This is a genomic window from Lysobacter sp. A286 (genome assembly GCF_054052105.1).
Map to the genome: position 1 here is coordinate 1,241,692 of NZ_JBSVRJ010000001.1, position 25,490 is coordinate 1,267,181.

25 protein-coding genes and 2 pseudogenes are annotated in these 25,490 nt (G+C 63.9%); 10 read left to right on the forward strand and 17 right to left on the reverse strand.

What is annotated here, in order from left to right; translation table 11 throughout:
- Positions 1-8 precede the first annotated feature (8 nt).
- Together ACW7G0_RS05720 and ACW7G0_RS05725 are read right to left on the reverse strand one after the other, a co-directional pair.
- Positions 9-3,002 (reverse strand): TonB-dependent receptor, encoded by a 2,994-nt coding sequence (locus ACW7G0_RS05720; RefSeq protein WP_456988223.1) that lies wholly within the window; start codon positions 3,000-3,002, stop codon positions 9-11.
- A 110-nt stretch (positions 3,003-3,112) separates the two neighbouring features.
- A complete protein-coding gene (locus ACW7G0_RS05725) occupies positions 3,113-4,594 on the reverse strand; it encodes a hypothetical protein (protein WP_456988225.1) in 1,482 nt (493 codons plus the stop codon).
- A gap of 284 nt (positions 4,595-4,878) precedes the next feature.
- Between ACW7G0_RS05725 and ACW7G0_RS05730 the strand changes: the two genes are divergently transcribed.
- Complete coding sequence (locus ACW7G0_RS05730) at positions 4,879-4,998, forward strand: LytTR family DNA-binding domain-containing protein (RefSeq protein ID WP_456988226.1); 120 nt, start codon at positions 4,879-4,881, stop codon at positions 4,996-4,998.
- A 250-nt stretch (positions 4,999-5,248) separates the two neighbouring features.
- On the opposite strand, the gene ACW7G0_RS05735 is transcribed toward ACW7G0_RS05730, so the two are convergent.
- Complete coding sequence (locus tag ACW7G0_RS05735; protein WP_456988227.1) at positions 5,249-6,073, reverse strand: S1 family peptidase; 825 nt, start codon at positions 6,071-6,073, stop codon at positions 5,249-5,251.
- 337 nt (positions 6,074-6,410) lie between these two features.
- Here ACW7G0_RS05735 and ACW7G0_RS05740 point away from each other — a divergent pair, with 337 nt between their 5' ends.
- Positions 6,411-6,890, forward strand: coding sequence for an NADPH-dependent F420 reductase (locus tag ACW7G0_RS05740; RefSeq protein WP_456988229.1), 480 nt, complete (start codon positions 6,411-6,413; stop codon positions 6,888-6,890).
- An 8-nt stretch (positions 6,891-6,898) separates the two neighbouring features.
- Positions 6,899-7,093 (forward strand): hypothetical protein, encoded by a 195-nt coding sequence (locus ACW7G0_RS05745; RefSeq protein ID WP_456988230.1) that lies wholly within the window; start codon positions 6,899-6,901, stop codon positions 7,091-7,093.
- Here ACW7G0_RS05745 and ACW7G0_RS05750 read toward each other — a convergent pair.
- From ACW7G0_RS05750 to ACW7G0_RS05760, 3 genes and pseudogenes are all read right to left on the reverse strand, one after another.
- A pseudogene (locus ACW7G0_RS05750) lies at positions 7,090-7,302 on the reverse strand (pirin-like C-terminal cupin domain-containing protein); the annotation flags it as partial. The gene ACW7G0_RS05745 and the pseudogene ACW7G0_RS05750 sit on opposite strands and share 4 nt — an antisense overlap.
- Positions 7,303-7,324: 22 nt before the next feature.
- Positions 7,325-8,722, reverse strand: coding sequence for a leucyl aminopeptidase family protein (locus ACW7G0_RS05755; RefSeq protein ID WP_456989460.1), 1,398 nt, complete (start codon positions 8,720-8,722; stop codon positions 7,325-7,327).
- A 127-nt stretch (positions 8,723-8,849) separates the two neighbouring features.
- Complete coding sequence (locus ACW7G0_RS05760; RefSeq protein WP_456988232.1) at positions 8,850-9,731, reverse strand: PhzF family phenazine biosynthesis protein; 882 nt, start codon at positions 9,729-9,731, stop codon at positions 8,850-8,852.
- A gap of 115 nt (positions 9,732-9,846) precedes the next feature.
- Between ACW7G0_RS05760 and ACW7G0_RS05765 the strand changes: the two genes are divergently transcribed.
- A complete protein-coding gene (locus ACW7G0_RS05765) occupies positions 9,847-10,815 on the forward strand; it encodes a LysR substrate-binding domain-containing protein (protein WP_456988234.1) in 969 nt (322 codons plus the stop codon).
- Positions 10,816-10,988: 173 nt separating this feature from the next.
- Here ACW7G0_RS05765 and ACW7G0_RS05770 read toward each other — a convergent pair whose 3' ends face one another.
- Entirely contained in the window at positions 10,989-11,858 is an 870-nt protein-coding gene (locus ACW7G0_RS05770; protein WP_456988236.1) for an NAD(P)-dependent oxidoreductase, read from the reverse strand.
- Between the two features lie 218 nt (positions 11,859-12,076).
- On the opposite strand from ACW7G0_RS05770, the gene ACW7G0_RS05775 reads away from it, so the two are divergent.
- Both ACW7G0_RS05775 and ACW7G0_RS05780 read left to right on the forward strand, forming a co-directional pair.
- Positions 12,077-12,850 carry a helix-turn-helix domain-containing protein gene (locus ACW7G0_RS05775; protein ID WP_456988238.1) on the forward strand — a complete coding sequence of 258 codons (774 nt, stop codon included), beginning with the start codon at positions 12,077-12,079 and terminating at the stop codon, positions 12,848-12,850.
- Between the two features lie 200 nt (positions 12,851-13,050).
- Complete coding sequence (locus tag ACW7G0_RS05780) at positions 13,051-14,172, forward strand: alpha/beta fold hydrolase (RefSeq protein WP_456988240.1); 1,122 nt, start codon at positions 13,051-13,053, stop codon at positions 14,170-14,172.
- A 14-nt stretch (positions 14,173-14,186) separates the two neighbouring features.
- Here the strand turns inward: ACW7G0_RS05780 and ACW7G0_RS05785 are convergent, their stop codons facing one another.
- From ACW7G0_RS05785 to ACW7G0_RS05825, 9 genes and pseudogenes are all read right to left on the reverse strand, one after another.
- Entirely contained in the window at positions 14,187-15,011 is an 825-nt protein-coding gene (locus ACW7G0_RS05785) for an arylamine N-acetyltransferase family protein (RefSeq protein WP_456988241.1), read from the reverse strand.
- Positions 15,004-15,270 carry a hypothetical protein gene (locus ACW7G0_RS05790; RefSeq protein WP_456988243.1) on the reverse strand — a complete coding sequence of 89 codons (267 nt, stop codon included), beginning with the start codon at positions 15,268-15,270 and terminating at the stop codon, positions 15,004-15,006. Before ACW7G0_RS05790 ends, ACW7G0_RS05785 begins: the two co-directional genes overlap by 8 nt.
- Before the next feature lie 85 nt (positions 15,271-15,355).
- Positions 15,356-16,156, reverse strand: a complete 801-nt coding sequence (locus ACW7G0_RS05795) for a hypothetical protein (RefSeq protein ID WP_456988244.1) — start codon at positions 16,154-16,156, stop codon at positions 15,356-15,358.
- Between the two features lie 81 nt (positions 16,157-16,237).
- The gene (locus ACW7G0_RS05800) at positions 16,238-16,558 is read right to left on the reverse strand and encodes a DUF1330 domain-containing protein (protein ID WP_456988245.1); all 321 of its coding nucleotides are present in this window, start codon (positions 16,556-16,558) and stop codon (positions 16,238-16,240) included.
- A gap of 56 nt (positions 16,559-16,614) precedes the next feature.
- The gene (locus tag ACW7G0_RS05805) at positions 16,615-17,088 is read right to left on the reverse strand and encodes a carboxymuconolactone decarboxylase family protein (RefSeq protein ID WP_456988246.1); all 474 of its coding nucleotides are present in this window, start codon (positions 17,086-17,088) and stop codon (positions 16,615-16,617) included.
- 39 nt (positions 17,089-17,127) lie between these two features.
- Positions 17,128-18,026 (reverse strand): annotated as a pseudogene (sigJ, locus tag ACW7G0_RS05810) (RNA polymerase sigma factor SigJ).
- 298 nt (positions 18,027-18,324) lie between these two features.
- Complete coding sequence (locus ACW7G0_RS05815) at positions 18,325-18,987, reverse strand: NADPH-dependent FMN reductase (RefSeq protein ID WP_456988247.1); 663 nt, start codon at positions 18,985-18,987, stop codon at positions 18,325-18,327.
- 11 nt (positions 18,988-18,998) lie between these two features.
- On the reverse strand, positions 18,999-19,628 hold the full coding sequence (locus ACW7G0_RS05820) for a LysE family translocator (protein WP_456988248.1): 630 nt from the start codon (positions 19,626-19,628) through the stop codon (positions 18,999-19,001).
- Positions 19,629-19,632: 4 nt separating this feature from the next.
- Complete coding sequence (locus ACW7G0_RS05825) at positions 19,633-20,661, reverse strand: glutathione S-transferase family protein (protein WP_456988249.1); 1,029 nt, start codon at positions 20,659-20,661, stop codon at positions 19,633-19,635.
- Between the two features lie 108 nt (positions 20,662-20,769).
- On the opposite strand from ACW7G0_RS05825, the gene ACW7G0_RS05830 reads away from it, so the two are divergent.
- Positions 20,770-21,651 (forward strand): LysR substrate-binding domain-containing protein, encoded by an 882-nt coding sequence (locus tag ACW7G0_RS05830; protein ID WP_456988251.1) that lies wholly within the window; start codon positions 20,770-20,772, stop codon positions 21,649-21,651.
- 623 nt (positions 21,652-22,274) lie between these two features.
- On the opposite strand, the gene ACW7G0_RS05835 is transcribed toward ACW7G0_RS05830, so the two are convergent.
- Positions 22,275-23,171, reverse strand: a complete 897-nt coding sequence (locus tag ACW7G0_RS05835) for a LysR family transcriptional regulator (protein WP_456988253.1) — start codon at positions 23,169-23,171, stop codon at positions 22,275-22,277.
- Positions 23,172-23,375: 204 nt separating this feature from the next.
- Here ACW7G0_RS05835 and ACW7G0_RS05840 point away from each other — a divergent pair, with 204 nt between their 5' ends.
- Genes ACW7G0_RS05840 through ACW7G0_RS05850 form a run of 3 tightly spaced genes read left to right on the forward strand, consistent with a single transcriptional unit; the run spans position 23,376 to position 25,415 of the window.
- Positions 23,376-24,029 carry a hydrolase gene (locus tag ACW7G0_RS05840; protein ID WP_456988254.1) on the forward strand — a complete coding sequence of 218 codons (654 nt, stop codon included), beginning with the start codon at positions 23,376-23,378 and terminating at the stop codon, positions 24,027-24,029.
- A 46-nt stretch (positions 24,030-24,075) separates the two neighbouring features.
- On the forward strand, positions 24,076-24,966 hold the full coding sequence (locus ACW7G0_RS05845) for a pirin family protein (RefSeq protein ID WP_456988256.1): 891 nt from the start codon (positions 24,076-24,078) through the stop codon (positions 24,964-24,966).
- Between the two features lie 11 nt (positions 24,967-24,977).
- Positions 24,978-25,415: an OsmC family protein gene (locus ACW7G0_RS05850; protein ID WP_456988258.1), complete on the forward strand. Its 438-nt coding sequence runs from the start codon at positions 24,978-24,980 to the stop codon at positions 25,413-25,415.
- Positions 25,416-25,490: the final 75 nt, after the last annotated feature.

The following is a 25,490-nucleotide window of genomic DNA, read 5'->3' on the forward strand; positions in this document are numbered from 1 at the left end:
GAATCGGATCAGAAGTTCATCCGCACGCCGATCATGAAGCGCTTGCCGAACTGCTCGAACTCGGTGGTGCGCTGACGATCGCCCTGGTAGCGGATGCCCGACTCGTTGAGCAGGTTGTTGGCGTCGAAGTACATCTCGACGTTGTCGTTGAACGCGTAGCGCAGCGAGAAGTCGAGACGACCGACGTCGCTCCAATACTCGTCGCCCATCACGCCGCCCTCACCGATGCCGTCGATCCACTCATCACGGTGCTGCCAGCTCAGGCGGGTCGACAGGCCGTGGGCCTCGTAGTACACCGAGGCGTTGTAGATCACGTCCGAGGTGCCCGGCAGGGACACCTTGCGGCCGTCCGGGGTCGTGGCCTCGCTGTCGTTGAAGTTGACGTTGGCGGTGATGCCGAAGTCACCGACCCACATCGGCAGGTTGAAGCGCTCGGCCAGCCCTCCGAACTTCTGCGAGTAGGCCAGCTCCAGGCCCTGGAGGTAGCCCTCGCCACCGTTGGCAAGGGTGTAATACGTGTACTCGGAACGGTCGATGTCCGGGGTGTTGAGGTCGTTGCTGCCGAACTGCGGAATCGCCACGTCGAACAGCACGTCACGCAGGTCCTTGTAGTACACGCCGGCCGAGAAGAAGCCCTGCGGGCGCATGTACCACTCGAAGTAGGCGTCGAAGCCGATCGACTTCTCGGTGTCGGCATACGGGTTGCCGCCGTCGATCTCCTGGTCCTCGTCGCTGATGGCGAAGTTCGGCCGCAGGTCGGTGTAGTCCGGGCGCGCGGCACCGGTGTTAGCCGAGAAGCGCAACTTCATTTCGTCGTTGAGATCCCAGTTCACATGCACGCTGGGGAAGAACTCCACGCCGCTATCGCTGACGGTGATCCGCTCGTAGCCGTTGTCGTCCTCCATGAACGCCGAGGACTCGTTGCGGGTGTACTCACCGCGCACGCCTGCAACCATGTTGCCCCAGTCGAAGTGGGTGGTGGCCATGCCGTAGACGGCACCGATCTTCTCCGAAACCTCGTACCACTCGTCCATCGCCACGCTGTCCACCATCCGGCCGGCACCCTGCCCGCGCAGGTCGTCAAGCAGGTCCCAGGCGCGTCCTTCGTCGTGGTAACGGAAGCTGTAACCCAGCGGCAGGTTGCCCTTGTAGGGCTTGTCGGAAGCGAAGTCGGCCATGGTCGGCTGAGCGATGCCCATCGCGGACAGCTGCGCGGCGGTTATCTCGAAGCGGCTCTGGTTGTTCTCCTTGGTGCGGTCGTCGTACTGCACGCCGAACTGCAGTTCGGTCGGACGGCCGAACAGCTCGGTGTCACGGAACAGGTCCATGCGCCCACTATAGGAGTCGGTTACCGCGAGGCCGCGGTTGCTGCGCAGATTGACGAAGTTGTAGTCGTGTGAGTCCAGCGAACGCTTGAGGTTGCCCTTGGAGAACGAGCCATCGGCGTTGCGGATGGTGTCCCACAGGGTCACGCGGTGCAGCTCGCGGTTGGTGAAGTCGTAGTCCACGGTCGGACGCAGGGTGCGCTCGGCGGGGCTGACCCAGCTGGAGTTGAACGACGGCCCCTTGTCCTCCTCGGCCTTGGTGTAGTTCAGGCGCCAGCTGGTGCGCCAGGCGTCGAAGTCCTGGTCGCCGCCCAGGGTGGTGGTGAAGATGCTCTGCACCGTGTTGTTGATGTTGAGCGTGCTGTCCATCTCCACGCCATACACGGTGCCGCTCCACGGGGTGTTGCCGGTGCGGACGTCGGCATAGCCAGTGCGCTGCGCCTCGGACTGCGGACGGGTATCGGAGGTCTTGACCGCGTTCGCGTCCAGGTCGAACTCCATCGCATTGCGCATCTCGTGGTCGCTGAACTCGGTATAGATCGAGCTCAGGAAGAAGCGGTGCTGGTCATTCGGGCGGAACTCGAGGCGGCCGCTGACCGACTCGTTCTCGCGGGTCAGGCGGTAGAGCTTGTTCTGGTGGGCGTCGAACCACACACGCTCATCGCCACCCGGCTCCTGGTCCTCGCTGGCGACTTCGGGATCGGACTCGAAGTTGTCGGTGACCATGTCGCGCGAGTACTTGGACGCGGACAGCAGCACGCCCCAACGGTCGTCGGCGAACTTGTTGGAGATGAAGCCGCCCCAGTTGTACTGCTTGCCGCCGCCCAGGTCGTTGTAGCCGATGCCGATGTCGGCGCCCACCTTCAGGCCTTCATAGTCGAACGGGCTGCGGGTGATGATGTCGATGTTGCCGGCCAGCGTCTCGCTGGGCATGGCCGCGGTGATCGCCTTGCGGGCGATGACCTGGCTGGCGATCGAGGAGGGGATGGTGTCCAGGCGCGCGGTGCGGCCGGCCGGGCTGATCACGTTGACGCCGTCGAAGGCGATGGTGGTCCAGCGCGACGGCGCGCCACGCAGGTTGACGTAGCGTTCCTGGCCCTGATCGCGCTCGACCGCGATGCCGGGCAGGCGGCTGAGCGCAGCGGCGACGTTCTGGTCGGGGAAGCGGCCGATCGAGTCGGCGGCGACCACGTTGACCAGCGAGGTCGAAGCACGCTGAGCCTGCAGTGCGGCGTACTCGGATTCGGCGATCGGGCGCGGCGCAGTGACTACCACGCTGTCCAGGTCGGTGGCGTTGCCATTGGCGGCCACGTCGAGGCTGACCGGGGTGGTCTGCCCGATGGTGACGGTTACGTTCTCACGCACGTCCGGGCGGCCGACGTAGCTGACGGTCAGCTGGTGCTGGCCGGCGGGCACGCGGTGCAGGGTGAAGCGGCCGTCCGAACCGGTGACCGCGACCACGTTGAGTCCGCTCACGCGGACTTCGGCACCCGCGAGGTAGCCGCCGCGACCGCTGTCGGACACCACGCCGGAGATGGTGCCGCTCTCGGCGCGGGAGGCTGGGTCACCCATGCCGGCCGGATCCGGAGACGGACCGGAAACGGTCTGGGCGTGCGCCTGGACATGCATGGTCAGCGCGATAGCCAGCGCCGTGGCGAGCGAGGTGGTCCTGAACATCGTGATTTTCCCTGGAGTGAAGTTGTACGGAAGTGGAGCCGGTCATCGGGTGACCAGCGGGATGCGGAGTGCGGTAGGAGAGGGCGGGGCAGTCGTTGAGACCGCCCGGGTCAATGGACGTCGATGAACACCGGGTTGCTGTAGAACCACAGATCCGTCCACGGGTCCTCGCCACGCGGGTCGGCGGCCGGCTCGAGGTCGGTGGTGCTGGTGCCGCGCACCCGCAGGTAACCCGGCGTCGCGATGGCGGGCAGGGTGTGGGTCATCGTCAGGTACTCGCCGTCGCGCACCCAGTCGGTGGCAGTAAAGCGGCGCACCACGCGGGTGGTTGGATTCGAGTCGTTGCTGCGGTCAACGGCTGGGCCGGTGACCTCGCCGATGATCAGGTCGATGCGCGCAACCTCCGGCGAGTGGCCGCCGTAGTTGGTGCCGGCCGGATCGCGAACCCGGATCGCGACCTCGACGTCGCTGCCGGAATGGGCGTGCAGGCTGCCGCCGATGCCGGCGCGGGTGTCCGGCTCGGTGCTGCTGCGCACGACCACATCCAGCTCCGAGATCAGGTCGCCGGTGGTGACGAACACGCGACCGTTGCGGATGCCGTCGAGAATGTCGTCGTGCCCGTGCTCGGCCAACACGTAGGTCTTGGAGTACTCGCCGGGGTAGAAGTCGCTGCCGCCTTCGCGCCAGTGGCGGTGGGCGTCGGAGGTCGAGGTCACCCACCAGCGCCGGCCCTCGCCAAGCATCGAGTCCCAGAACCCGCCCAGACGCGCGGTCATCTGGTCGAAGCCGCCCATCGTCGGCGCATTCTTGTAACCGCCGCGAGCGCCCTCGGGGTCGATGCCGCCATCCGGGGCAATGGCTGCGGCCTGGTGGCCGGGCGCGCCTTCCATGCCGACCGCGACCTGCGGCGCGGTGTCGTTCCAGGCCCGGAACTCGGCCGGGGCGTACTTGCCGTACACGCCCACGTCCGTCGCTGAGCGGGACGGGTGGTTGGCGATGAGCACCGGCGGTGCCTCCAACTGGCGCATGTGCTCCAGCGCTTCGAGCATCTTCGGCTCGGCGTCGCGGGCCGGGTCGCGCGGCCAGGCATCCCGCTGCGACCAACGCGATTCGATCGTGTGCAGGTGGCTTCGCTCGTCGTGGCTGTGCGGCATGATCAGGCTGCTGTGATCGCCGCCCGGCGTATCGAACTCCATGCCGAAGAACTGCACCACCTCGGGCACTTCCCGCCGAGCCTGCTGCAGCGCCGGCCAGGCGTCATCGTGGTTGATCTTGGAGTGGTTGGGGCCGCCGTGGTCGGTGGAGACCATCCAGGCCAGTCCATGCTCACGCGCCTTCAGTGCATTGTCGGTAATGGAATAGCGGCCGTCGCCACCGAACACCGGAGTGGGTGGCTGGCCCGGATTCGTGCTGTCGACGTACTTGGCGCTGAACTCGCTGTGGATGTGGTGATCGCCGGCCAGCCAGCGCCGCTCGCCGGTATCGAAGACCAGATCCGCCGCACCGGCGGTTTCAAGCACCTGGCCCTGATGCAGCGCGCAACCAGACAGACCCGCGAGCAACAAACCGCAGGCAAGAGTTCCAATTTTCATTCGTTGCATCCCCTCAGGGCTGGCCGGAGGCATACCTCATCCGAGTCGGGCGACTTCAGGCGTTGCGCGGTATGGCGCATTCGCCGCTTCATGAACAGGGCTCATGGTCGTTGTGAGAGGTGACGGGAGGGGAACAACCAAGTGACGTTTCTGTTACGTGTATTTACATAATATGCATTATGCGAAGTACGAAGGCCCCGCAAGAAGGTGCCTGCCGCCCCAGTTTTCATCAAACTACGTGTTCATCGCAGAGATGTTAGGAGCGCCGGCGCAGAAACAAGGAATTGGTCGCACAGCTCGACCCCGCACACTTCGCGCAGATCCACCGATCCGTCGTGGTCAATCTCCGGGCTATCAGCCATGTCGTCCGCGGCGATAACGAAACCGCCGGGGCATCCACCTGAAGGGGCGCCGTGAGGTGCTACCGGTCAGCCGCAGCTATCTGCACCTGTTCCGTACGATGTGAACGGTCTGTCTGGTAACTCACAACCTTCGACGTGTTGCATCGATCGTATGAAACCGCCGCCAACAGCGGCCATTGTCGTGCCAGTCGACACCTGAGTTGAACTTTGCCACTAGGCGGCGTCCGGTTGGGCGCCTTGAAAGCTCTTTCCATAGGGATCGAGAGATCTTGGACTGCCGCTGTGTTGATGCTCAGCGCGCCTTTCCGACAGCGCTGCCCTTGGCCATTGTCGTTTCGATCCAGTCAGCGTAGTTGCCCAGCCGCACGCCGTAACTTGTCTCCCCGTACCTGCCTGGGCAGAGTTCCGTACCGTTGACCTCGGCACGCTTCCATGCAGTGATCCCTGCAACGTGCCACTCGTTATCCACGGCGACCAAGATCGGCCCGCCGCTGTCCCCACTACCGGTCGTTGCCTCGAGGGGGAGCGCATTCGGCGGCTTGTCGAAGGTATATCCGATCCATCGACCGTCCGAGATAGAGACCTCGTTATAGCCATGACGCAGGTCAGTCCGGTTAGGACCGTGCAGAGGGTGTCCCTTGGAGCCGGTTCCCGTGGCCCCACGCCCCATGATTCGTACGACCTGCCCCAATGCCGAGCCGTTGTAGATCCGGGCAGGTGTAACGTCGCGAACCGCCTCGGCGAGCTGAATCAGCGCGATATCGTCGGACGACACGATGAAGTCGAAGAAACCCGCCCAATCACCTGACTTCATAGCGGCGTCGATCATCGCTTGGGGCGCCTTCTTGTAACCCGGGTGGATTACGACACGGCTGACGGCACGGGGAGTGCCACCGACAACGACCACATCCACCGAGTGCTGCCAGCTGACCGCGTGGGCAGCCGTAATAATCCATTCGGGCGCGATGAGGACTCCATGGCCCTCGCCAGGTAGATCCGCCAGCGCCGGGAACTCGGATGCAGCCATCCGATACTGTAGATCCGGGACGTCGTCGCGGATGACGACTGCATCGGCGCCGAAAGAGGCCAAGAGGAGCAGAAAGGCTGCACGACGCATTTTCAACATCCGTTGTCAGGAACGCTCATTGTCGAGCCCGAGACGCTGATTGGCTATATGCCCATCTCGAGATGTCTGCTGAGGGTCGGAAGCTGCCTTCCCTACCCCGACAAGACCGGCTGGCCCTTTCCTGCGGCCGGTGTCCGTTTTCCGACCAGAAGCGGCCATCCTTTGCTGGCGGGTCGACTGTGCCGTCATGCGCGTTCACCCAAAGGTTGGCCAATAGGCTAATTTTTTCGCGGCGGTTCAAGCAGCCTGCGTAGATGGCCTTTCGCAGCCCGATGTGCGCCCCCATATAGGTGTTTGGATGCCAACTCCGCTGGCACAGGAAATGAACATGGACATTGGAATCATAGGTTCGGGGAACATCGGCAGCACTCTCGCGCGCCACCTCACGGGTCTCGGTCACCAGGTGTCGATCGCCAACTCGCGCGGCCCCGCCTCGCTGGCGACGCTGGCCGCGGAAACGCGCGCAACCGCAGTGACGGTGGAGCAGGCAGCACGCGCGCAAGACTTGGTCATCATCACTGTCCCGGAGAAAGCGGTTCCGCAACTGCCACGCGATAGCCTCGCCACCACATCGGCTGTGGTTGTCGACACTGGGAACTACTACCCGTCCCGCGACGGTCGCATCGCCGAGATCGATGGCGGATTGACCGAAAGCGAATGGGTCACGGGGGTGCTCGGTCGACCTGTCGTCAAGGCATTCAACAACATAGTCTCGCCAGTAGTCTTGCGTCACGCGGCGCGCCAGCGGGCACACCAGGGCGCATCAGCCTTTCCGTCGCCGGTGACGATAAGCACGCCAAGGAGTTGACGCTGGGCTTGATCGACGCGATTGGCTTTGATGGCGTCGACGCCGGTTCGCTCGCTGACTCCTGGCGGCAGCAGCCAGGCACACCGGCGTACTGCCAGGATCTGGATGCCGCGGGACTTGAAGCCGCCCTGGCCAAGGCGGACGCCGCGCAGATCCCGGAATACCGTGCGCAAGCGGATGAAGCCGCGCGCGCCTACTTCTAGTTGTCGAGGTCGGGCAGCTTCATGCGCCCGGCCTTCCAGTCCTCACGCGCCTGGTCGATACGCTCCTTCGACGACGACACGAAGCTCCAGTCGATATAGCGCGGCCCCACCGGCTCGCCGCCCAGGGCCATGATCACGGCATCGTCGAGGGCGGCGATGGTGACGGCCTTGCCGGGGGTGAGCACTGCCACGGGCTCGACCCGCTGTCCGTCGACTTCAACTCCGTTGACGTCACGGAGTCTCTAGCCTTTCCCGACGAAAATCTTGCTTTAGCATCGAAAACACAGCGCGCATGCCCTGTGCTTCACCGCCAGTCGGACGACCGGGACGGTCGTTGTCGTTCCAGCTGTAGACATCCAGGTGCGCCCATTTCTGTTGTACAGGCACGAAGCGCTCGAGATACAACGCGGCGGTGACGCTACCGGCCATCCGCGTTGCACTGGAGTTGGCGATGTCGGCGATGGTGCTGGTGAGGTAGCGCAGATACGGTCGCCACAGCGGCATGCGCCAAAGCGGATCGCGCACGCGCTTGCCCGCATCAAGCCAGGCATCGGCAAGGGCATCGTCGTTGGCATAGAGCGCTGGCAGGTCGGGTCCAAGCGCGACACGCGCGGCACCGGTCAAGGTGGCGAAGTCGAGCAACAGCGCGGGCGACTGTTCGCCGGCATACGTCAGCACATCGCCGAGCACCACCCTGCCCTCGGCGTCGGTGTTGTCGATCTCCACGTGCACCCCGCCGCGGGTATGGACCACGTCGCCCGGACGGAAGGACTCCGGGCCGACTGCATTCTCCACTGCAGGTACCAGCAATGTGATCCGCAGTGGCAGCTTGCGTGCCATGACAAGTTCGGCCAGCGCGATCGCGTGCGCCGCCCCACCCATGTCCTTTTTCATGTTGCGCATGCCGTCGGCGGCCTTTATGGAAAGACCTCCGGTGTCGAAGCAAACGCCCTTTCCGACAATCGCGACGTGCGGGTGCGCAGCGTCGCCCCACTGCAGTTCGATCAGTCTCGGCGCGCGGTGCGAGGCGCGACCGACGGCATGGATCGCGGGGAAGTTCTGCTGTAGCAATGCGTCACCGACGATGCTCTCAAACTTCGCGCCATACGTTGTCGCTATTTCCCGAACGACCTGCTCAAGCTGTTCGGGACCCAGCTGTTCGGTCGGCGTATTGACCAGATCACGCACACGCGTGCAGGCGGCCAGCACATCGGAGGTTTCGGCGTCCGGCACGTCGAGCAGCAGCCGTGCCGGGGTACGCGGCGGACCACTGAACTGTGTGTAGCGATAGCTGCCCAGGCCCCAGCCGAGCTGCAGCGCGGCGGCTGTGGCCTCGTCGAGTTCACCTACCACCCGCCAGTCGCCGGTCGGCAGCGCATAAGGCGCATGTGCGTAGCTATAGGGGTCAAGCGCGTCACCGACGCCTAGCACCGCGCCCGCCAGGTTTCCGTCGTCGCCGGGCAACGCCAGCCACGAGCCGGGGGTGGCATCGAAGCCGTTCGCCATCAGCCATTGCGTCATCTTCGGCGGTTGCTGCTCGCTCCAGCGGGCGAGATCGCTATGGTTGATCAAATGCAGCGGGCGTAGGTTCACGCTGGGGTCGGCCGCAAGGCCATGTGGGGAAGTCATGTGTGGCGGTCTGCGAAGGAAGAGCAAAGGAAAAAAGGACACAGCCAGTCGGCGAGTGCGCGAGGCTGAAAATCCGGTGATCAGGTGCAGGTCGGCGCCTTGCCGATCGATTCGATGCACCAGCGCATCAGAGCGTTAGTGCACCCGTCATCACGATGACTCCGCTGCCGGAAAGCTTTACTCCGTGCCGGAGATCGAGGTTGAGCCTGCTGGGGCGGCCCATGTATCGGCCTTGCTCGATAACGATCGGTCGACCCCTCTCAACGAGCCCATGGACGTCGAGGGATGCTGCGAGCGGTCCCGCCGCGGTGCCCGTCGCCGAGTCCTCCCACAAGCCGACCGTCGGATTGAAGAACCGAGCGTACGCCGTGATGTCATCTCCATTGGATTCCATCGAGAAGAGGTAGCAACCCTCACCATCAGCGGCGCCCAGTTGGGTGAGAAGGCGCTGCGCATCGGGGCGCGCCTTGTCCACATCCGCGCGCGTTCGCACGGCCACGAGCAAGTGAGGCGCTCCGGTCGACACTACCTGTGGCGGAGGAGAGCAAATATCCTGCGGGTCAATCCCGAGCGCATCCGCAAGGCCCGCCATATCTGCGCCGTAGGCGAGGAACTCCGGTGGGCCTTGCGTCATGACCGCACTGGCGCGCCCACCTTCAACCTTGATGCGCACCGGCAACACAAGCGGCCCTATCTCCTGCCAGAATTCCCGCTCTGTACTCAAGTCGCCCAATTGCCCGGTTTCGGCCAACCACAGCCACGCTCCCAGAGCGTTGTGACCGGCACCGAATACCTCCGCTCCACTTGCAGTGAAGGAACGCAATTTCCGGTCGGCCCCCGCCGCCATAGGTGCATGAACGAAAGTGGTTTCCGCTTGATTGAACTCGCGCGCCACTGCACGAAGTACGTCATCTGGCAGAGCATCACCGCCGCTCACGACGGCCAAGGGATTGCCGCTCAGAGGGCTCTCCGCGAACACATCGATGATGGCAAAGTCGAGCTTGGACATGAATCATCTCCTAGGTGGTTGAAGTTCAACAACGGAAGGGTGCCTCCACGCCACACGCTCGCCAAATGATGTTTTTAGGGAGTAAGGTTAGATAAACTAACTTGTAAGACATTTGATGCAACCGCGTGCTCCGCTTTCAAGCCTGCCACTCGCCGCGATCCGCGCTTTTGAGGCGGCGTCCCGTCTCGGTAGCCTCAAAGCCGCCGCCGAAGAACTCGCTGTGACGCCGGCTGCGGTAAGTCATCAGATCAAGGCGCTCGAAGCCTATCTGGGGGCAGTACTGTTTGACCGGCTCTATCGCGCCGTGCGACTGACAAGCGCTGGCGAGCGGTTGGCTGCCACCACACAGCAGGCGTTCAAGGATATTGGTCGAACGCTGATGGAGTTGAAGTCTGATGGGCTCGCCGCGGGGCCCTCGACCTTGAGCATCAGCGCCGTTCCTTCTTTCGCTGCGATGTGGCTCGCGCCGCGACTGCATCTTTTCCAAGCTTTGCATCCGGCAATCGAGCTCCGGCTTGCAGCTGACAACATGATTGTGGATCTGGCGCGCGACGTAAGTGTCGATGTCGTGTTGCGCTACGGTCCGGGGTCTTATAGCGACGAGCTGGAAGTGGAACGACTTTGGCCTTCGGGTGAGGTGTTTCCCGTATGTGCGCCGTCTTTAGCTGCCAGCGGAGCCCTCGATTGCCCCGAAGATCTTGTTCTTCATGCGCTGCTGCGGACGGTGCCCCCAGAGGGGACTGGTATTGCGGGACGGCCCGATTGGTTGGCCTGGTTTGCAGCAGCGGGCATGACGGGTACCGTCGCGACACGCGCGGCGGAGCGTGGTCCGCTTTTCGACAGTACGCAGCTAGCACTGGAAGCAGCGATGGCTGGGCGCGGCATTGCGCTCGCTCCCGCCGTTCTGGTTCAGGACGCTCTTCGATCAGGACGGCTTACGACACCGTTCGCTATAAGCATTCCTGACCCGTTTTTCTATTGGATTGGGCGCCGGAAGGATCGGGTGAAAGAGGCTCGCATAGGAGCGTTTCACAGGTGGATAGCGCTCGAAGCCGGAAAAACGAATACCTCGCTACGTTCGTAGGGACAGAGCCACATAGCTCGTATGCGGTGCACCGATCGTAACCGGGGTCGCCTGGCGTGGAGAGGCGTCGCGTCAATTGGTGCTCACCCAGAGATCGACGCCAATCGATTTACGGCCGACGCAACCTTATCGTCCTTACAGCGCGGTTATGCGCGTGCCCAGCTCTGAAGCGTCTACGTCACGCGCAGCACCTTGACGATCGCTGCAATCTCCTCGCCGCCGAGTCCGGCCTCGGCAGCGCGCTTGAACAGATCGGAAGCGAAGGATGGGAACTCGTCGTTGATGCCGCTCGCGCGCGCCGCGCGTGCGATCCGTTCGGTGGTTTCCACCGAAATGCTCAGTGGACTCTCCCCAACACTGAAGTCGCCGGACTGGATTACCTCGCCCTCGTACTTGAGGAAGTCGGCGAAGGTTGGACCGATGTCCGCTACCAGGGCACCGTACTGGTCCACCGGGAAACCCTCGGCTTCTGCGATACGCGCGCCATGGAAGAAGCCGATCGAGGCGCCATAGATGTACGACAGCGTTGCCATGTCGATCGCGGCGGCGGCGCCGGGATCCGGGCCCAGGTAGCGGGGTCCGCCACCGAATACCCGCAATAGCGCCTCGTGTTCGCGATAGGTAGCTTCCGTGCCGGAGAGCAGGATCGGTGTGTCCGGACGTCCCATCTGGCTCGGGGCGGCTTGGATGGCGCCATCAAGGTAGTCGCTTCCGTGAGCGCGTGCCCAAGCATCGCCCTCGCGCGCCTCGACGGGGCTGCCAGTTGTCAACTGCACCAGCACTTTTCCTGCCAGGGCAGCGGCAATGTCGTCCGCTCCCAAAATGTCATGCGTCGCCGCATAGTCATGCACGCAAACCACCACGACCGTGCTGGCCGACACCGCCGCCAGCGCGGTGGGTGCGCGCACCGCACCCCGGGCTACCAGTGGTTCCGCTTTCGCCGCGGTCCGGTTCCACACGCTCACCCGATAGCCGCTGTCCAGCAACAGCCGGGCCAACGTGCTGCCCATCTGCCCGAGTCCGATCACCGTTGCACTTTTCATGATTCCCCCTACACGTTGGATTGGAGGAGCCATCCTGCGGTGGTCGGGAATCGGGGTCGCTCCAAATCGGCCGCGGCTGGAGCACGTTCGGACAATGGGATGCTGTCTTCGTCCCCATGGGCCAATTGAACACCGACAATCAGTGCAGATTCCGAGCGCGGCCCCGTCCGATGGCAACCACAGACCTCTCCGTCTCAAGCTCGATCCACGCAAGTGCTATGCGGATCGGACGCCATGTCACCCGGCCAGGCCAAGTGATCCTGGCGGCCGTCCCGTACCACCGGGTCAAGGTCCATACCGGTGCGCCCGTCACCGGCAGTTGCGGCAGCAACCGATTTCGCTACGACCACGGTGACATCGACCTGCTTCCTGCAGGCAGTTCGGATCATTGGGAGGAGGACACCGGCAGCACATCGGTGATGTTGCAACTCCCACCGTCGCTGCTGGTGGGGGTCGCCGACGAACTGGGCCTGGATGGATCGCGGGTAGGCCTCATTCCGCGGCACAAGTTGCGCGACTCACAGATCGAGCACATTGCCTGGGCATTGGATGCCGACCGCGAGGCGGGGAACCCTGGCGGGAGGTTGTATGTCGATAGCCTCACCACAGCATTGGCGACATACCTGGTCAGCCGCCACCGCGTCCCACAACCGCCCTTACGAGGCTTGTCAAAACCGCAGTTGCGACGAGTCACCGATTACATCGAGTCTGGCCTCGACCAGGATCTGTCCCTGGCACGCATTGCAGGGGTAGCCGGCATCAGCACTTCGCACCTTAAGACGCTGTTCAAGCGCTCGATGGGCCTGCCGGTCCATGCATATGTTGTCCAACGCCGAGTGGAGCGCGCCCGGAGCTTGCTGCTGGCGCGGGGTATTCCCGCCAGTCAGGTCGCACTGGAAGCGGGATTTTCCCACCAGAGCCATATGGTGCGCTGCTTGCGACGCGTGCTCGGCGCGGAAGCGTCGATGTTGCTGCGACGCGGCCGGGCCTGATTTATACAACACCCGGCCTGCGCTGGCTGGGGTTGGACGTTAAGCGCCACGTCGACAAAGGTGACGAAAACGCGATCGCCAGTCTCGCGATTGCGGACCGCAACTTTAGCCGGCGCCGTGAACAGGAGGATGAAACCGCCAGTGGCAGGACGTGACAAAATCCGAAATCACCGCATGGTTCCCACTCGATGATGCTGACGATGAGAATGCTGATTTCTGGACTGCTATCCATCGCCATCGCAGGCCTGTGCATGCCGGCACCCGCCGCCGAAACGGCTGCGCCAAACAATCGCGCGGACGCTGTGCGCATCGTTGCGGACATGCGCCGGGTCGTGACCGACAACGGCGTCGAGCGACTCGAGAAGATCCGTATCGGCGGCATCGACCAGTGGATATCGATTCGCGGCAGCGATCGTCGCAATCCGGTGCTGCTGATGCTGCACGGTGGTCCGGGATGGGTCGCGATGCCGACCAGTTGGTACTTCCAGCGAGGCTGGGAGGAGTACTTCACTGTCGTGCAATGGGACCAGCGCGGCGCTGGAAAGACCTATGTCGCCAACGATCCGACCACGGTCGCACCGACCATGACGCGCGAGCGCATGGTCGCTGACGCCGAAGAGATGGTCGCCTGGCTGCGCAAGGAGCTCCAGAAAGACAAGATCTTCGTGCTCGGTCAATCCTGGGGCAGCTATCTTGGGCTTGAACTGGTGCAGCGCAGGCCCGAGTGGCTGCACGCGTACATCGGCATCGGGCAGATCACGAATGCGCCCGAGAGTGAGCGTCGCGGCTGGTCGTGGGCCCTGCAGCAGGCGCAGCGGGACGGTAACGCGCAGGCAGTGGCCGAACTCGAAGCGCTCGCGCCTTATGCGCAGGGCAGCGCGCCTGTTGCACTCGACAGCTTGTTCAAACAGCGCAAATGGCTGAATCATTACGGTGGCATGGTCCACAACCGGAGAGGTGGCGATGCCGAAGCGGCTGCGGTGAAACTGTCGCCCGAGTACTCGGACCTCGACGTGGCCGGCATCTGGAAAGGCAACGCGTTCTCGATGGAGCACCTGTTGGCCGACGTCCTGACGCTGAACATGACGACGGTGCGCAAGATCGAGACGCCTCTGTTCCTGTTCCTGGGTCGCCATGACCACAACGTGTCATCCGCGCTGGCTGCCGAGTGGTTCGAGACGCTGCAGGCACCGCAGAAGCAACTGGTCTGGTTCGAACAGTCCGCTCATGAAGTTATGAATGAAGAGCCGGGCAAGACGCTGGTTACCCTGGTGCAACAGGTCAGGCCGATCGCCGAGCGTGCAGGCGACGCACCACCTTGAATCGCATGCGGGTTTCACGTCTGTGCGATCAAGTGCTCCAGAGTGGCGCGTAGGCGCGGATCTTCCGGGACGGGAAGATTGAACACCGTGCGCAGCAGCTCGATCACCTCATCCGGACTGTCGAGATGCCGTCGCTCGCTGGCGGCACCGAGGTGGTGGATCGCGTAATCGCCGTTGTGCAAGGTGTGCCGCGCCTGCGATTCAACACGAGCCGCGACAAGTTGCCCTCTGAAAGGCGAATCGGGGTGCGTGGCCACATACCAGTTGCCGACCTCGTAATCGACGTCCATCGGCGGGAGCAGGTCGAAGACGTAGAGCGCACGCCACTCGCCACGCACCTGCGCGCGCAGCGTGTAACGTCCGTCGACCCGCGTCACCCTGTAGGGCTCGTGCGGCGTGGCCTGGACGTCTTCGCTGTCCAGCAGCAGCGGGCCCGAAGGCGTCATGCCGCCGAATCCGACATCGGCGATGTAGCGCGTGCCGGCAATCGTCACAAGCAGCAGCATGTGCGTGCGCGGTGTTTCAACATCCTCCGGCCCGCCCATGACAACGCGTCCTGTGAGTCCTTTCGCGTCGAATCCGAGCGCTTGCAGCAACTGCATGAACAGCAGGTTGAGTTCGTAGCAGTAGCCACCCCTGCCCCCGTGCAACACCTTGCGCTGCAACGCCGGCAGGTCGAGTGGCACCGGGTCATGCAGCATCGGGGACAAGGTCTCGAACGCGATGGCCGCGACATGGTGTAGCTGCAGCGCACGCAGCGTGTCCACGGTCGGTATGGTCGCGTCTGTGTAGTTGATGCGTCGCAAGTACGCAGTGACGTCGATGGGGTCGTTATCCATGCGAGCGCCATCCGTGGAACATGGAAATGGGTGATTCAGGCAGGTTGCCCGCTACCCTGACCCCCAGGTACATCCATCTGTTCGAGCTGATCTGATGGATGGTGTCGGCGTCGTGGAGCGTCGCCTCGTTGCATGACGGTTGCCAGCCGCTGGCCTCGAACAGTTTTGCAGCCGTGGCCTCGCCCGCCGCGACGGTGACGTGCGATAGGGGCCGGATTTCCGGCGAGTGGGTTTCTCGATGATGACGAATAAATGTCATGGGGCAGGATCCTTTTTCGGGGCACCGCAGACGCCTTCAAAGTACCGCTGTGCGGGAGTTGCCCGGTGCTTGCCCAACGCCTGAATCAAGTCGCGCCGCCAAGCGGCTTCGGTTTCGGCTTGAACGAATTGTTGGGCGTCGTGACCCAGTGAACACCGGGCTGCACGAGCATCGCCATCACTACCGATGCCAAAAATGCGCCCGCGACAGGCAGGAGTTGTAGGAGCAGCGAAAGCGAGATACAGAATGTGGCGAACGAATAGAAACCACGAAACATACCGCGGAAAAGCCGGGCGACGAACAGCGGCCCGCTACGTCTATGCGAGAACAGCCCAAGCACCGTTCCCAGTACCGGAAACATGGCCATGAGGCCTGACCAGCGAGTGCCGACAGCCCCTGCGACCGCCGTGACGGCGACGACCAGGACCGCACCAGCGACCATGCGGGCGACGAGTTCCGTCGTGGGAAGGGGCTGCGCGGGTTGCGCCGTATCAAGTATGGCCGGCAGTAAGAACGGGCCTGTCACCAAGGCTAGCAATGCGAAGCCGGCTGCCAAGGGAAGACTCGCTGGCAGGTGCGAGAGGACAAACGCGACAACAACCCAGCTTGAAAGGCCCAGAACGACTGTGAGGGGCCACCCGAGCTTGCGGCTGCCATGAGAATAGGCGATGCCGAAAACGACGCAGGCAATCACGGCAAGCAATGAGCCTTGTGCCGCCTTGGCCGCAAAAAGTGCCCCTTGCTCTTGGGATAGAAAATAGAGGATTGGGCCCGTAACCACAGGGAAGCCGGCAAGCAGTCCAGCCACTTGGGGCCCCCAGCGGCGAGCCGCGACGGAGATGCCGGCGAGAAAGAGAGGGACCATTAGAAGCTTCAGTAGCAACATTGCAGACACCTAACGCCTGAATTAAGCCGCGCCGCGAAGCGGCGTCGGCTTGAATGAATTGTTAGAGCGCACCCCGGGCTGCTAGCCAAGAATGTCTGCGCCTCTGTGACCCTCTGGTACGCCTGGAACCAAAAGCACGTCACCTTCTGTGTGCTCGGTACGCAGGGGGCGAATTGCCTTGTAAGCATCGGACTCGTACCAACTTTGGGCTTGCTCCATGGAGGGGAACTCAATGACAACTAAGTCGCCGGACCATGCGCCCTCAAGCGGTTGATAGGGACCGCCATGTATGCGGTACTCGCCACAGAAAGGAGCCAGTGTGTCGTCGATGCGTTGCAAGTACTCCTTGATCTCGTCACCAAACCGCGTTTCGCGTATCACAGCAACAGCATAAGCAGTCATCGATTGCTCCAAAATGTCGTAGATGCATCAGTGCGCTCTAACTTGCGAATGAACGGTCAAGACGTTCGTGCGTGCCGCGCCGCCGGCTTGTAGTGGCCCCCGATGCTGCGTGCGGCGACGTTGATGCGGTTGAAGCCGTTGATCGCGACCACCAGCAGCGTCAGGTCGACCAGCTCGGGCTCCTTGAAGTGCTGGCGCGCCCGTTCGTACAGCGCGTCGGACACCGCTTCGGGTGAGGCGAGTTCGGTCAGCTCCTCGGCCCAGGCCAGGGCGATGCACTCGCGCTCGCTGTACAGCTTTGTCTCACGCCATGCCGGCAGCAGGTACAAGCGTTGCTCGGTCTCGCCGGCGGCGCGGGCATCCTTACTATGCATGTCGAGGCAGTAGGCGCAGCCGTTGACCTGCGAGACGCGCATCAGCACCAGCTCGATCAGGGCAGGCTCCAGCCGGCCAGCGGTGTGGATAGCATCATTGAGCGCGATCAGCGGCTGCAGGGCGGCGTAGTGCTTCTGCACGGAAAAACGCGTCACGGCAATGCTCCTCGGTTGGGTGGTCGCGATTCGGCCACGTCAATGCAAGGACGCAGCCGCCGCCGGTTTCGTGACAGCCAGCAGCGGGCCAGCTTGCGCGGATGCCGCAGTGCGTGGATCGCGGTGATGCGGCCGCCGTCGCACTCGATCCAGATCGCCGCCAGCAGCGCCTCACCGTCCCGCAGCAGCAGCGCCGGCGCGCCATTGAGGGTGGCCGGCACGTAGCGCGTGCCCGGGCCGCCGAGGTTGCGCGCCACCTGCAGGTAAAGCCGGGCGACGCGATCGGCGCCGTGCAGCGGTCGCAGCGTGGCGCGCACCACGCCACCGCCATCGCTGATGTGGATGGCGTCCTCGGCGAACAGCGCGCGCAGCGAATCGAGCGTGGGTTCCGCCATCGCGTCGACAAAGCGCTGCAGCAGACGGCGCTGTGCGGCCTCGTCCACGCTGAAGCGCGGCCGCCCCTCGCGCAGGCGAGCCTTGGCGCGGTGCACGCGCTGGCGGCAGGCGTCTTCCGCGATGTCCAGGATCGCCGCCGCCTCGGCGTGGCTGTAATCGAACACCTCATGGAGCAGGAATGCCGCACGCTCCTCCGGGCCCAGGCGCTCGAGCAGCAGCAGGAACGACAGCGTCAGCGACTCGCTGCGCTCGAGCGCGGTATCCGGGTGCTCGGCATCCGGCACCAGCGGCTCGGGCAGCCACGGGCCGGTGTAGTGCTCGCGTTCGTGCCGTGCCCGGCGCAGGCGGTCCAGCGCCAGGCGCGTCGTCACGGTGACCAGCCAGGCCTCCGGGTCGTCGAGCGTAGCCACGTCCTGCGCGTGGAGCCTTAGCCATGCATCGTGCAACACATCCTCCGCATCGGCCGGCGTGCCGAGCATGCGATAGGCCAGGCCGAACAGCCGGGACCGATGATGTTCGAACAGCGCGGTGGTGGGGGCCATGGTGAGATTCTCGGTCACATAGGGCGAGGACGCGGGGCGGGTGGATTCGTGACTGCCCATCCGTGGTTCCTGTCGCCAGCGATGCCGCAGGAATAGCCAGTTGCAGTGCTTCCATTTCTCCGTCGATCGCGGCATCAGGCAAGGTGATCGCATAGTGGGCTGGCGGGCCGGTTGTGCTCCAACCGGGATAGACCGCGCTCGTGTCGCGCTGACCATGACGCATCCCGATACGCTGCTCGCGCCAGTCACTCAGTCTCGTCTGCGAAATCACGGCACAAGCAGGGTCGCCGTGCTCGGATCAAGGTCTTCGGCGAAAGCGGTGTGCGACGAGATCGATCCAGTTCGAAAATGAGCCAAGGACGTCCTCAAGCGACCTGCGCGTCGGGATGTCACTTAGCCGGCCAGCGGCATCGAACACTCCATCCACCTCCCGGACGAATAACGCCGGCGCAGGCATGACCAGTGATTCTGTTGCATACAGGGTCTGGCGCAGGGCGTGCTGGGCGAGACGCGTGCCCCAGCGCCCACCCGATGCGCCAATGATGGCGACCGGCTTGCCGGCCAGCACCTCGTCGGGTGCGGTTCGGGACAGCCAATCGATCGTGTTCTTCAGTACGCCTGGTATCGATTGGTTGTATTCGGGCGTTGCGATCAACAAGCCGTCGAAGGCGGCGACGTCACGGCGAAGTCGTCGGATGACGTCCGGGCCGCCGTCGGGCTGCTCGAGATCCTCGTTGAACATCGGAATGGACATCTGGTCGCGATAGACGCTGATGGTCATTCCGGCGGGTGCGCATTCGGCGGCTGCTTCGAGCAGGCGCAGGTTCCACGAGTTACGACGGAGGCTGCCGGCAATGGCGAGTACGCGCTTGCCGGGTTGCCCGGCGCTGGAAGAGTCGTGGGGGACGGACAGGTTTGTCATCGTTGAAGGTCCTTGTGGTGGCGTCGAGGTTGCAAGCACTGGTGCCGCTCCTACGAAAGCGGTGCATCGGAAGGGACGAGAACGAGCAGGAGTGCCGACACGAACAGGAGCGCGCCCATCACCCTGTCCAGCCAGTTGCGGACAAGCGGTCGATGCAGACAGGTCGCCATCAAGGCGCCAAGGGCGCACCAGAGCGTCAGGCATAAAGCCGGGATGACCGTGAACAACGCTGCCAACGGCAAGAAGACCTGCGATGCCTCCGCGCCGTCGCGGACTGCAGAGGTCACCGTCAGCACCATGACCCAGCTCTTTGGATTGAGGAACTGGAAGCCGAACAGCGCCGCGGTGCCGGCGGGCAGCGAGCGAGCGGAGGTCATGCCGTGCGCGTCTGGCCTGGCGAAGCTGCCCATGACAAGGCTGACCCCCAACCAGCACAGGTACACCGCGCCACCGACGGTGATCACGTGCTGCAGGCGCGGCGCGGCTGCGAACGCCACGCCCGCGCCGGCCGTCGCCAGCAGCAGCATCGCCAGTCCGCCGGCCACGATGCCGCCGATTGCCGGCAACGCCCCCATGAATCCTGAATGGGAAGCCGCACGCATGACAATGAGATTGTTCGGTCCAGGTGTGATGGCAGCCACAGCGATGAGGCCGGCGGCACCGATCATCAGTGCGTCCATCAGTTCAGTCCCGCTGCGAGCAAAGCTGCAGCGTGGTGGGCTCGATCTCGACCTCACGCCCCGAAACCAGTGCTACCCGGGCCTGCCCGAGCCGTTCGCGGCCATGTGCCACAGACCAGTCGGCATCGACTGCCGCCGCGACGATGCCGAACAGATTGATGCTGCGATCGTGGGCGTAGTAGCCCTCGCGGATCGCAGCCAGATCGACCGTGGCGGCCACGCCCCGCCACGCGTGCAGGTCACGCGCGTAAGCCCAGAGATGAGGCAGGTCGACCAGGCGTCGGCGTGCGCACTTGAAGTGGCCGTGATAGACGGCATCAAACCGCACCAGCGTCGGGAACAGCCGCCAGTCGGTCTCGGTGATGGTCTGACCAAACAGGTAGCGAGCCTTCCCGAGGCGTTGCTCGAGCCTGTCGAGGGTGGAGAACACGCTCTCCACCGCCTCGTCGTAGGCGTCCTGGCGCTGCGCGAACCCGGCCCGGTAGACGGCGTTGGAGAGCTCGGCCTGCACGTCGGCGTTGAGGGCGTCGATCCGATCGCGCAGCGCCAGCGGGGTGAGCGTGAACGCACCCTCCTCTGCCGCGTCGGCCGCGTCGAACGCACGGATGATCTGCGCTGATTCGTTGCTGACGATCCTCCCTGCGTGGCTGTCCCAGAGCAAGGGAACCGTCGCCCGGCCGGAATAGACAGGGTCCGTCAAGGTGTAGAGCTCATGCACGTGTCGGACTCGCCGGTCGGTCCCCGGGACGATCCAGGTCGCGCCGCCGGCGATCGAGTACCCCTCGGTCCGGTCGCCGCCGGCGATCTGCACCGGCACACAACTCTCCAGTCCCTTGAGCGCGCGCACGATCAAGGTGCGGTGGGACCAGGGGCAACTCAATGAGGCGATCAAGTGGTAGCGGCCGGGTTGCGCGCGCATCCGCCCGGCGACGTCATCGAGCGTCGCGGAGTGCACGCTGGCAGGTCTTACAAAGCGACCATCAGTGATGGTTGAATCGGCGTTCGTCCAGCGCCCTTCAATCAGCATTCCCATGAGTATACCCGGTGGTTTCAGTGGGGATATGTTGCAAGTGAATCGTGGTCTCAAGAGCGCGATCAATGGTCTATTATCGAGTCCGTTATGAAACTGCCTCTCAATGCCTTGCGTGCGTTCGCCACCGTCTATGCCCAAGGCGGAGTACGCGCGGCCGCGCGCGAACTCGGCATCGCGCATTCGTCGATCAGCCGGCACTTGGCGGAACTGGATGCTTGGATGGGCGTCGCATTGATCAGCGAACCCGCTGGCCGGCGCGGCATCTCCTTCACGCCGCAGGGCGAGGCGCTAGGCAAGGCGGTGTTGGCCGGCTTTCGCGACATCGAGCACGCAGTGGCCTCTCTGCGCGAATCCCGGTCGGCTCGTTCGGTGACGATATCGGCCGCGCCTTCCGTCGCGGCACGCTGGCTGCTGCCCCGTCTGCCGCGGCTGGAGCAGTCGCATCCGCACCTTGAGGTGTCCGTGGTCGTGAACCAGAAGATCGACAACCTGGCGACCGGCGACATCGATCTTGCGATCCGGATGGGGCGTGGTCCCTGGCCTGATGTGCGTTGCGAGGCACTGATGGATGACGCGCTGTATCCGGTCATGAGCCCTGCGTTGTTCGAGGCCTCGGGCGGTCCTCGCCAACCGGCGGACCTGCTTGGCATGCGGCTGTTGCACGACCGCGACCCGCACGCGTCGTGGGAGGCGTGGCGACAAGCGCATGGCCCCAAATCACTCGATGTGTTGGCGGGACCCCGCTTCGCGTCGTCCGACCTTGTGCTGCGGGCGGCGATGCAGAGTCAAGGTGTCGCCCTCGCCCGCCATCGGCTTGCGTTCGACGACGTCGCGTCCGGTGCACTCGTCAGGCCAATCGAGGGTGCGGGCGTGGCGCTCGGGCCCGCCTACTGGATCGTGCTTCCTCGGCATCGACCGATCCGCACCGGAACGCTGGCCGTCATCGCTTGGCTCAAGCAACAGGCCGAGCGAAACGACGTCGCGTTCTGAGGGACGCGGATCCGCCATAGACGGAAAACTTCCTACCAACTCTTCCAGTGGAAGGCCACGCGCTGCTACAACTTTGTCACAGGATCATCGGTTCGAATCAACATCCTACGCAACTCCAACGCCAATGTTTTCGCAATGCTGGAGCTGTGGGTCTGTCAGTTGCGTCATTGCCCTCTTCGTAGCCCGGACATTCTGAGCGGCTGTCTTGATGAGGCACACGGCGATGTGAGCAGGGTCCGCTTCGGGTCGCAAGCCGCCACTCAAAGCGATGACCGCTTCCGGCCAATAGCGGTCCGGCATGACCTTGCAATCAGGTAGCTACGGGATGCTGGCGAGTTTATCGATGCCGGCCAGCACGCCCGGAGAAATGCGCTCGAACACCCCGGATCGAGGGAGCGACGACAGACCCGTATGGGGATGTCGTGTGTGCTGGAACGCTGTCAGTCTCCAATGACGCGGCAGCTGATCGCAATAAGACCGTCTGCTCCGGCGAACCGGAGAAAGGAGACCAAGATGAAAGGCCTCAAGAACAAGGTTGCAGTCATCGCGGGCGCAGCGCCAAGCAACAACATCGGCGGCCCCCTGGTAAGCCGGCAGCTCGACCGGCGCAGATCGTGACGTAATCAGACAGGGGCAGTTTCCGGCACCAGCGACGACTGTTCAAAGCATTCGATGAGCAATTCGGTCAGAGCCCGTACTTTCCGTGCTGGATGCTTGCCTGGCGGGCGGATAACAAAAATGCCTGCCGGCGGCGGCGGATAGCACGTCATGATCCGGACAAGCCTGCCGGACGCCACATACTCACTGATGATTGAATCGGGTAGCCACGCGATACCGAGTCCTGCTACGGCGGCGGCAACGAGCGCAGTCGCGTTGTCAGCCTTGAAACGCCCTGTTGGGTGCACCGTGACGAGCTCGTCGCCATGCATGAACTTCCAGGCTTCGGTTCCCTGCATGAGGGCCTCGTGGGCCAGGATCTCGTCCGGCGCCTCAGGGGAACCGTGAGCTTTGACGTACTCAGGGCTAGCCACAAGGCTCGCATAGACCGGCCCGACGCGTCTTGCGATCAGGTTGGAGTCCGGGAGATAGCCAACCCGAATGGCACAATCGAAACCCTCGGCGACAAGATCAATGATCACATCGGTGTAGCTGGTATGGATGTGGAGGTGCGGGTGGTGTTGCGCCATCTGCGCGAGCACGGGCGCGAAGTGCGTCGGGCCAAACGAAAGCGGCGCGGCGACGCGCAAACGCCCGAACAGATCCCCGTCAGGCAGGATGGTTTCCCTGGCCAGGTCGATCTCGCTGCAGGCTTTGGCCGCAGCATCCCGAAACGTACTCCCGGCTTCGGTAAGCGCCGCGCCACGCGTGGTGCGTGCCAGCAGCTGGATACCAAGTTCCGCCTCTAGCCGGACCAATCGCCGGCTGACGATGGACTTCGAAACTCCAAGCCGGCGCGCTGCTGGGGAAACCCCTCCCGCATCGGCGACTTCCACGAATGTCCTGAGATCTTCGATGTCCACCTCGGTTCTCTCAATCTCGCGACACAGCCTGACATGGATAGTACCAGCCCAGCGTTCCGGCTTATGCGACACAGCATGACGCGAGAACGGGCTACCGATCCACGAAGGGGAGTGACAACGTATCTCCCCTGAGGCAGCGCACCAGTCCGCGCACGCCTTGGAGAAAAATCAGTCTCCCCCACTCTACCTGCAGAGGATGTAACCATGCCCTTCCGTAACGGTCTTGACTCTCTACTTCGTCCCGAAGACTCGGTGCTCGTTCTGATCGACCATCAGCCCTTCCAACTGGCGAACCTCAACAGTCACGACCCGCACATGGTGGTCAACAACTCCGCGGCGCTCGCCAAGTCCGCCAAGGCATTCGGCGTGCCGACCATCCTGACCAGCGTGGTCGAGGACCGTGGCGGCCACATCTTCCCCCAGATCACCGATGTGTTCCCCGGCCAGGAGGTGATTGATCGCACCACCCTCAACACCTGGGAAGACAAGAAGGTCGTCGATGTCGTGAAGGCAACCGGCCGCAAGCAGTTGATCATCGCAGGCCTCTACACCGAGATCTGCGTCGCGATGCCGGTGATTCAGGCCCTCGGCGAAGGTTGGGACGTGACGGTGGTCACCGATGCATGCGGCGGGGTTTCCGTCGAATCCCATGAGGTGGCCATCCAGCGCATGATCGCCGCCGGCGCCAATGTGATGACCTGGCTGGCGCTTGCGTCCGAATGGTATCGAGACCACGCACGAACCGAGCACGCCGCCGAGTTCGTAGAGGTGCTCAAGCATCACGCCGCGGGTAGCGGCATTGCGTTCCTGTGGGAACAGCAGCTGCTCGATACGCCCGTCGCTGGCAGCGCGGGATGACACCTGAGCCGGTACGTAGCCGGCGACGTGCGAACGGAGACACGACATGGTTGAACTGATCATCGAACAACGGCGCCGGCAGCTTGGTGGCGGCATGGAGGTCGGCCGCGTGCTGCCCTTCGCCGAACGCCGTATGGTCGGACCGTACATCTTTTTTGACCATATCGGTCCCATGGACATCCCGGCCGGTGTGGACCGCAGCGCGGACGTGCGCCCGCATCCACACATCGGCCTGTCCACCGTCACCTACCTGTTCTCCGGGGAGATGATGCATCGCGACAGTCTGGGGTATGAGCAGGCGATTCGCCCCAGGGAAGTCAACTGGATGACCGCCGGCCGCGGCATCACGCACAGCGAACGGTTCGAGCGCGCGCGGGCACAGGGCGACCACCTGCACGGCATCCAGGCCTGGGTCGCGCTGCCGGCCGAGTACGAAGAGGTGGATCCTGGCTTTTCGCACCACGCCGGCGACGACCTGCCGCAGTGGAGCGACGGTGGTGTGCACGGGCAGCTCATCGCAGGCACCGCCTACGGCCTCACCGCGGCCGCAGCGACGCATTCGCCGCAGTTTTACGCGCACCTCGATATGGACGCAGGCTCGACGGCGGAAATCCCCGCCGGGTATTCCGAGCGCGCCGTGTACATCGCCACCGGTGCGGTGGAGCTCGACGGCGTCACCTATACCGCCGGCAGGATGCTGGTCCTGGGCAAGGACGCATCACGGCTGCGGGCCGTGGAGCATTCGACGGTGATGGTGCTCGGCGGGGAGCCCGTCGGCGAGCGCTTCCTCTACTGGAACTTCGTGTCGTCATCGAAGGAGCGGCTGGCGCAGGCTGCAGCGGACTGGAAGGCCGGCCGCATGAAGCTGCCCGATGCCGACGACGCCGAGTTCACCCCTCTGCCCGACGATCCCGCGCCTCCCGCGCCCGCCATTTAGTGAGGCCTGCGATGAAAGACGACACAAAACGGCATGCCAGCCTCACCCTCGGCCGGGCACAGGCCCGTATCGGCGATGTGCCTTATGCGGTGACGATGCGTATCGATGGGCACGCGATCGTCGCCGACGAACCCGAGGCGTTGGGCGGGCACAACGCTGGCCCCCGACCGTTCGGCCTGCTGCTCGGCGCGCTTGGCGCATGCACGTTGATGACGCTGCGGATGTATGCCGAGCGCAAGCAGTGGCCGCTGGTCGCTCTGGACGTGCAACTGCGCTACCTGCGGCCTCGCGAGGACGGTGCGGATCGTATCGAGCGGGTGCTGGAGATCGTCGGACTGGACGACCCACAACGGGCGAAGCTCGCCGATATCGCCGAACGCACGCCGGTGACGCTGGCGATCAAGAGTGGTGTCGCGATCGACACGCGTCTTGCAGCAGAGGCGGCATAACACGCACCTCCGCTGGTTGTTGCCGATCGGCAGCTTCGGGGTGGCAGGCACACGGTCACAACCAACTGACATCGA

Bases quoted from the DNA above. Each gene is read 5' to 3' on its own strand.
- ACW7G0_RS05720 (WP_456988223.1), bottom strand. From the start codon at position 3,002: ATGTTCAGGACCACCTCGCTCGCCACGGCGCTGGCTATCGCGCTGACC.
- ACW7G0_RS05725 (WP_456988225.1), bottom strand. From the start codon at position 4,594: ATGAAAATTGGAACTCTTGCCTGCGGTTTGTTGCTCGCGGGTCTGTCT.
- ACW7G0_RS05735 (WP_456988227.1), bottom strand. From the start codon at position 6,073: ATGCGTCGTGCAGCCTTTCTGCTCCTCTTGGCCTCTTTCGGCGCCGAT.
- ACW7G0_RS05740 (WP_456988229.1), top strand. From the start codon at position 6,411: ATGGACATTGGAATCATAGGTTCGGGGAACATCGGCAGCACTCTCGCG.
- ACW7G0_RS05755 (WP_456989460.1), bottom strand. From the start codon at position 8,722: ATGACTTCCCCACATGGCCTTGCGGCCGACCCCAGCGTGAACCTACGC.
- ACW7G0_RS05760 (WP_456988232.1), bottom strand. From the start codon at position 9,731: ATGTCCAAGCTCGACTTTGCCATCATCGATGTGTTCGCGGAGAGCCCT.
- ACW7G0_RS05765 (WP_456988234.1), top strand. From the start codon at position 9,847: ATGCAACCGCGTGCTCCGCTTTCAAGCCTGCCACTCGCCGCGATCCGC.
- ACW7G0_RS05770 (WP_456988236.1), bottom strand. From the start codon at position 11,858: ATGAAAAGTGCAACGGTGATCGGACTCGGGCAGATGGGCAGCACGTTG.
- ACW7G0_RS05775 (WP_456988238.1), top strand. From the start codon at position 12,077: ATGCGGATCGGACGCCATGTCACCCGGCCAGGCCAAGTGATCCTGGCG.
- ACW7G0_RS05780 (WP_456988240.1), top strand. From the start codon at position 13,051: ATGAGAATGCTGATTTCTGGACTGCTATCCATCGCCATCGCAGGCCTG.
- ACW7G0_RS05785 (WP_456988241.1), bottom strand. From the start codon at position 15,011: ATGGATAACGACCCCATCGACGTCACTGCGTACTTGCGACGCATCAAC.
- ACW7G0_RS05790 (WP_456988243.1), bottom strand. From the start codon at position 15,270: ATGACATTTATTCGTCATCATCGAGAAACCCACTCGCCGGAAATCCGG.
- ACW7G0_RS05795 (WP_456988244.1), bottom strand. From the start codon at position 16,156: ATGTTGCTACTGAAGCTTCTAATGGTCCCTCTCTTTCTCGCCGGCATC.
- ACW7G0_RS05800 (WP_456988245.1), bottom strand. From the start codon at position 16,558: ATGACTGCTTATGCTGTTGCTGTGATACGCGAAACGCGGTTTGGTGAC.
- ACW7G0_RS05820 (WP_456988248.1), bottom strand. From the start codon at position 19,628: ATGGACGCACTGATGATCGGTGCCGCCGGCCTCATCGCTGTGGCTGCC.
- ACW7G0_RS05825 (WP_456988249.1), bottom strand. From the start codon at position 20,661: ATGGGAATGCTGATTGAAGGGCGCTGGACGAACGCCGATTCAACCATC.
- ACW7G0_RS05840 (WP_456988254.1), top strand. From the start codon at position 23,376: ATGCCCTTCCGTAACGGTCTTGACTCTCTACTTCGTCCCGAAGACTCG.
- ACW7G0_RS05845 (WP_456988256.1), top strand. From the start codon at position 24,076: ATGGTTGAACTGATCATCGAACAACGGCGCCGGCAGCTTGGTGGCGGC.
- ACW7G0_RS05850 (WP_456988258.1), top strand. From the start codon at position 24,978: ATGAAAGACGACACAAAACGGCATGCCAGCCTCACCCTCGGCCGGGCA.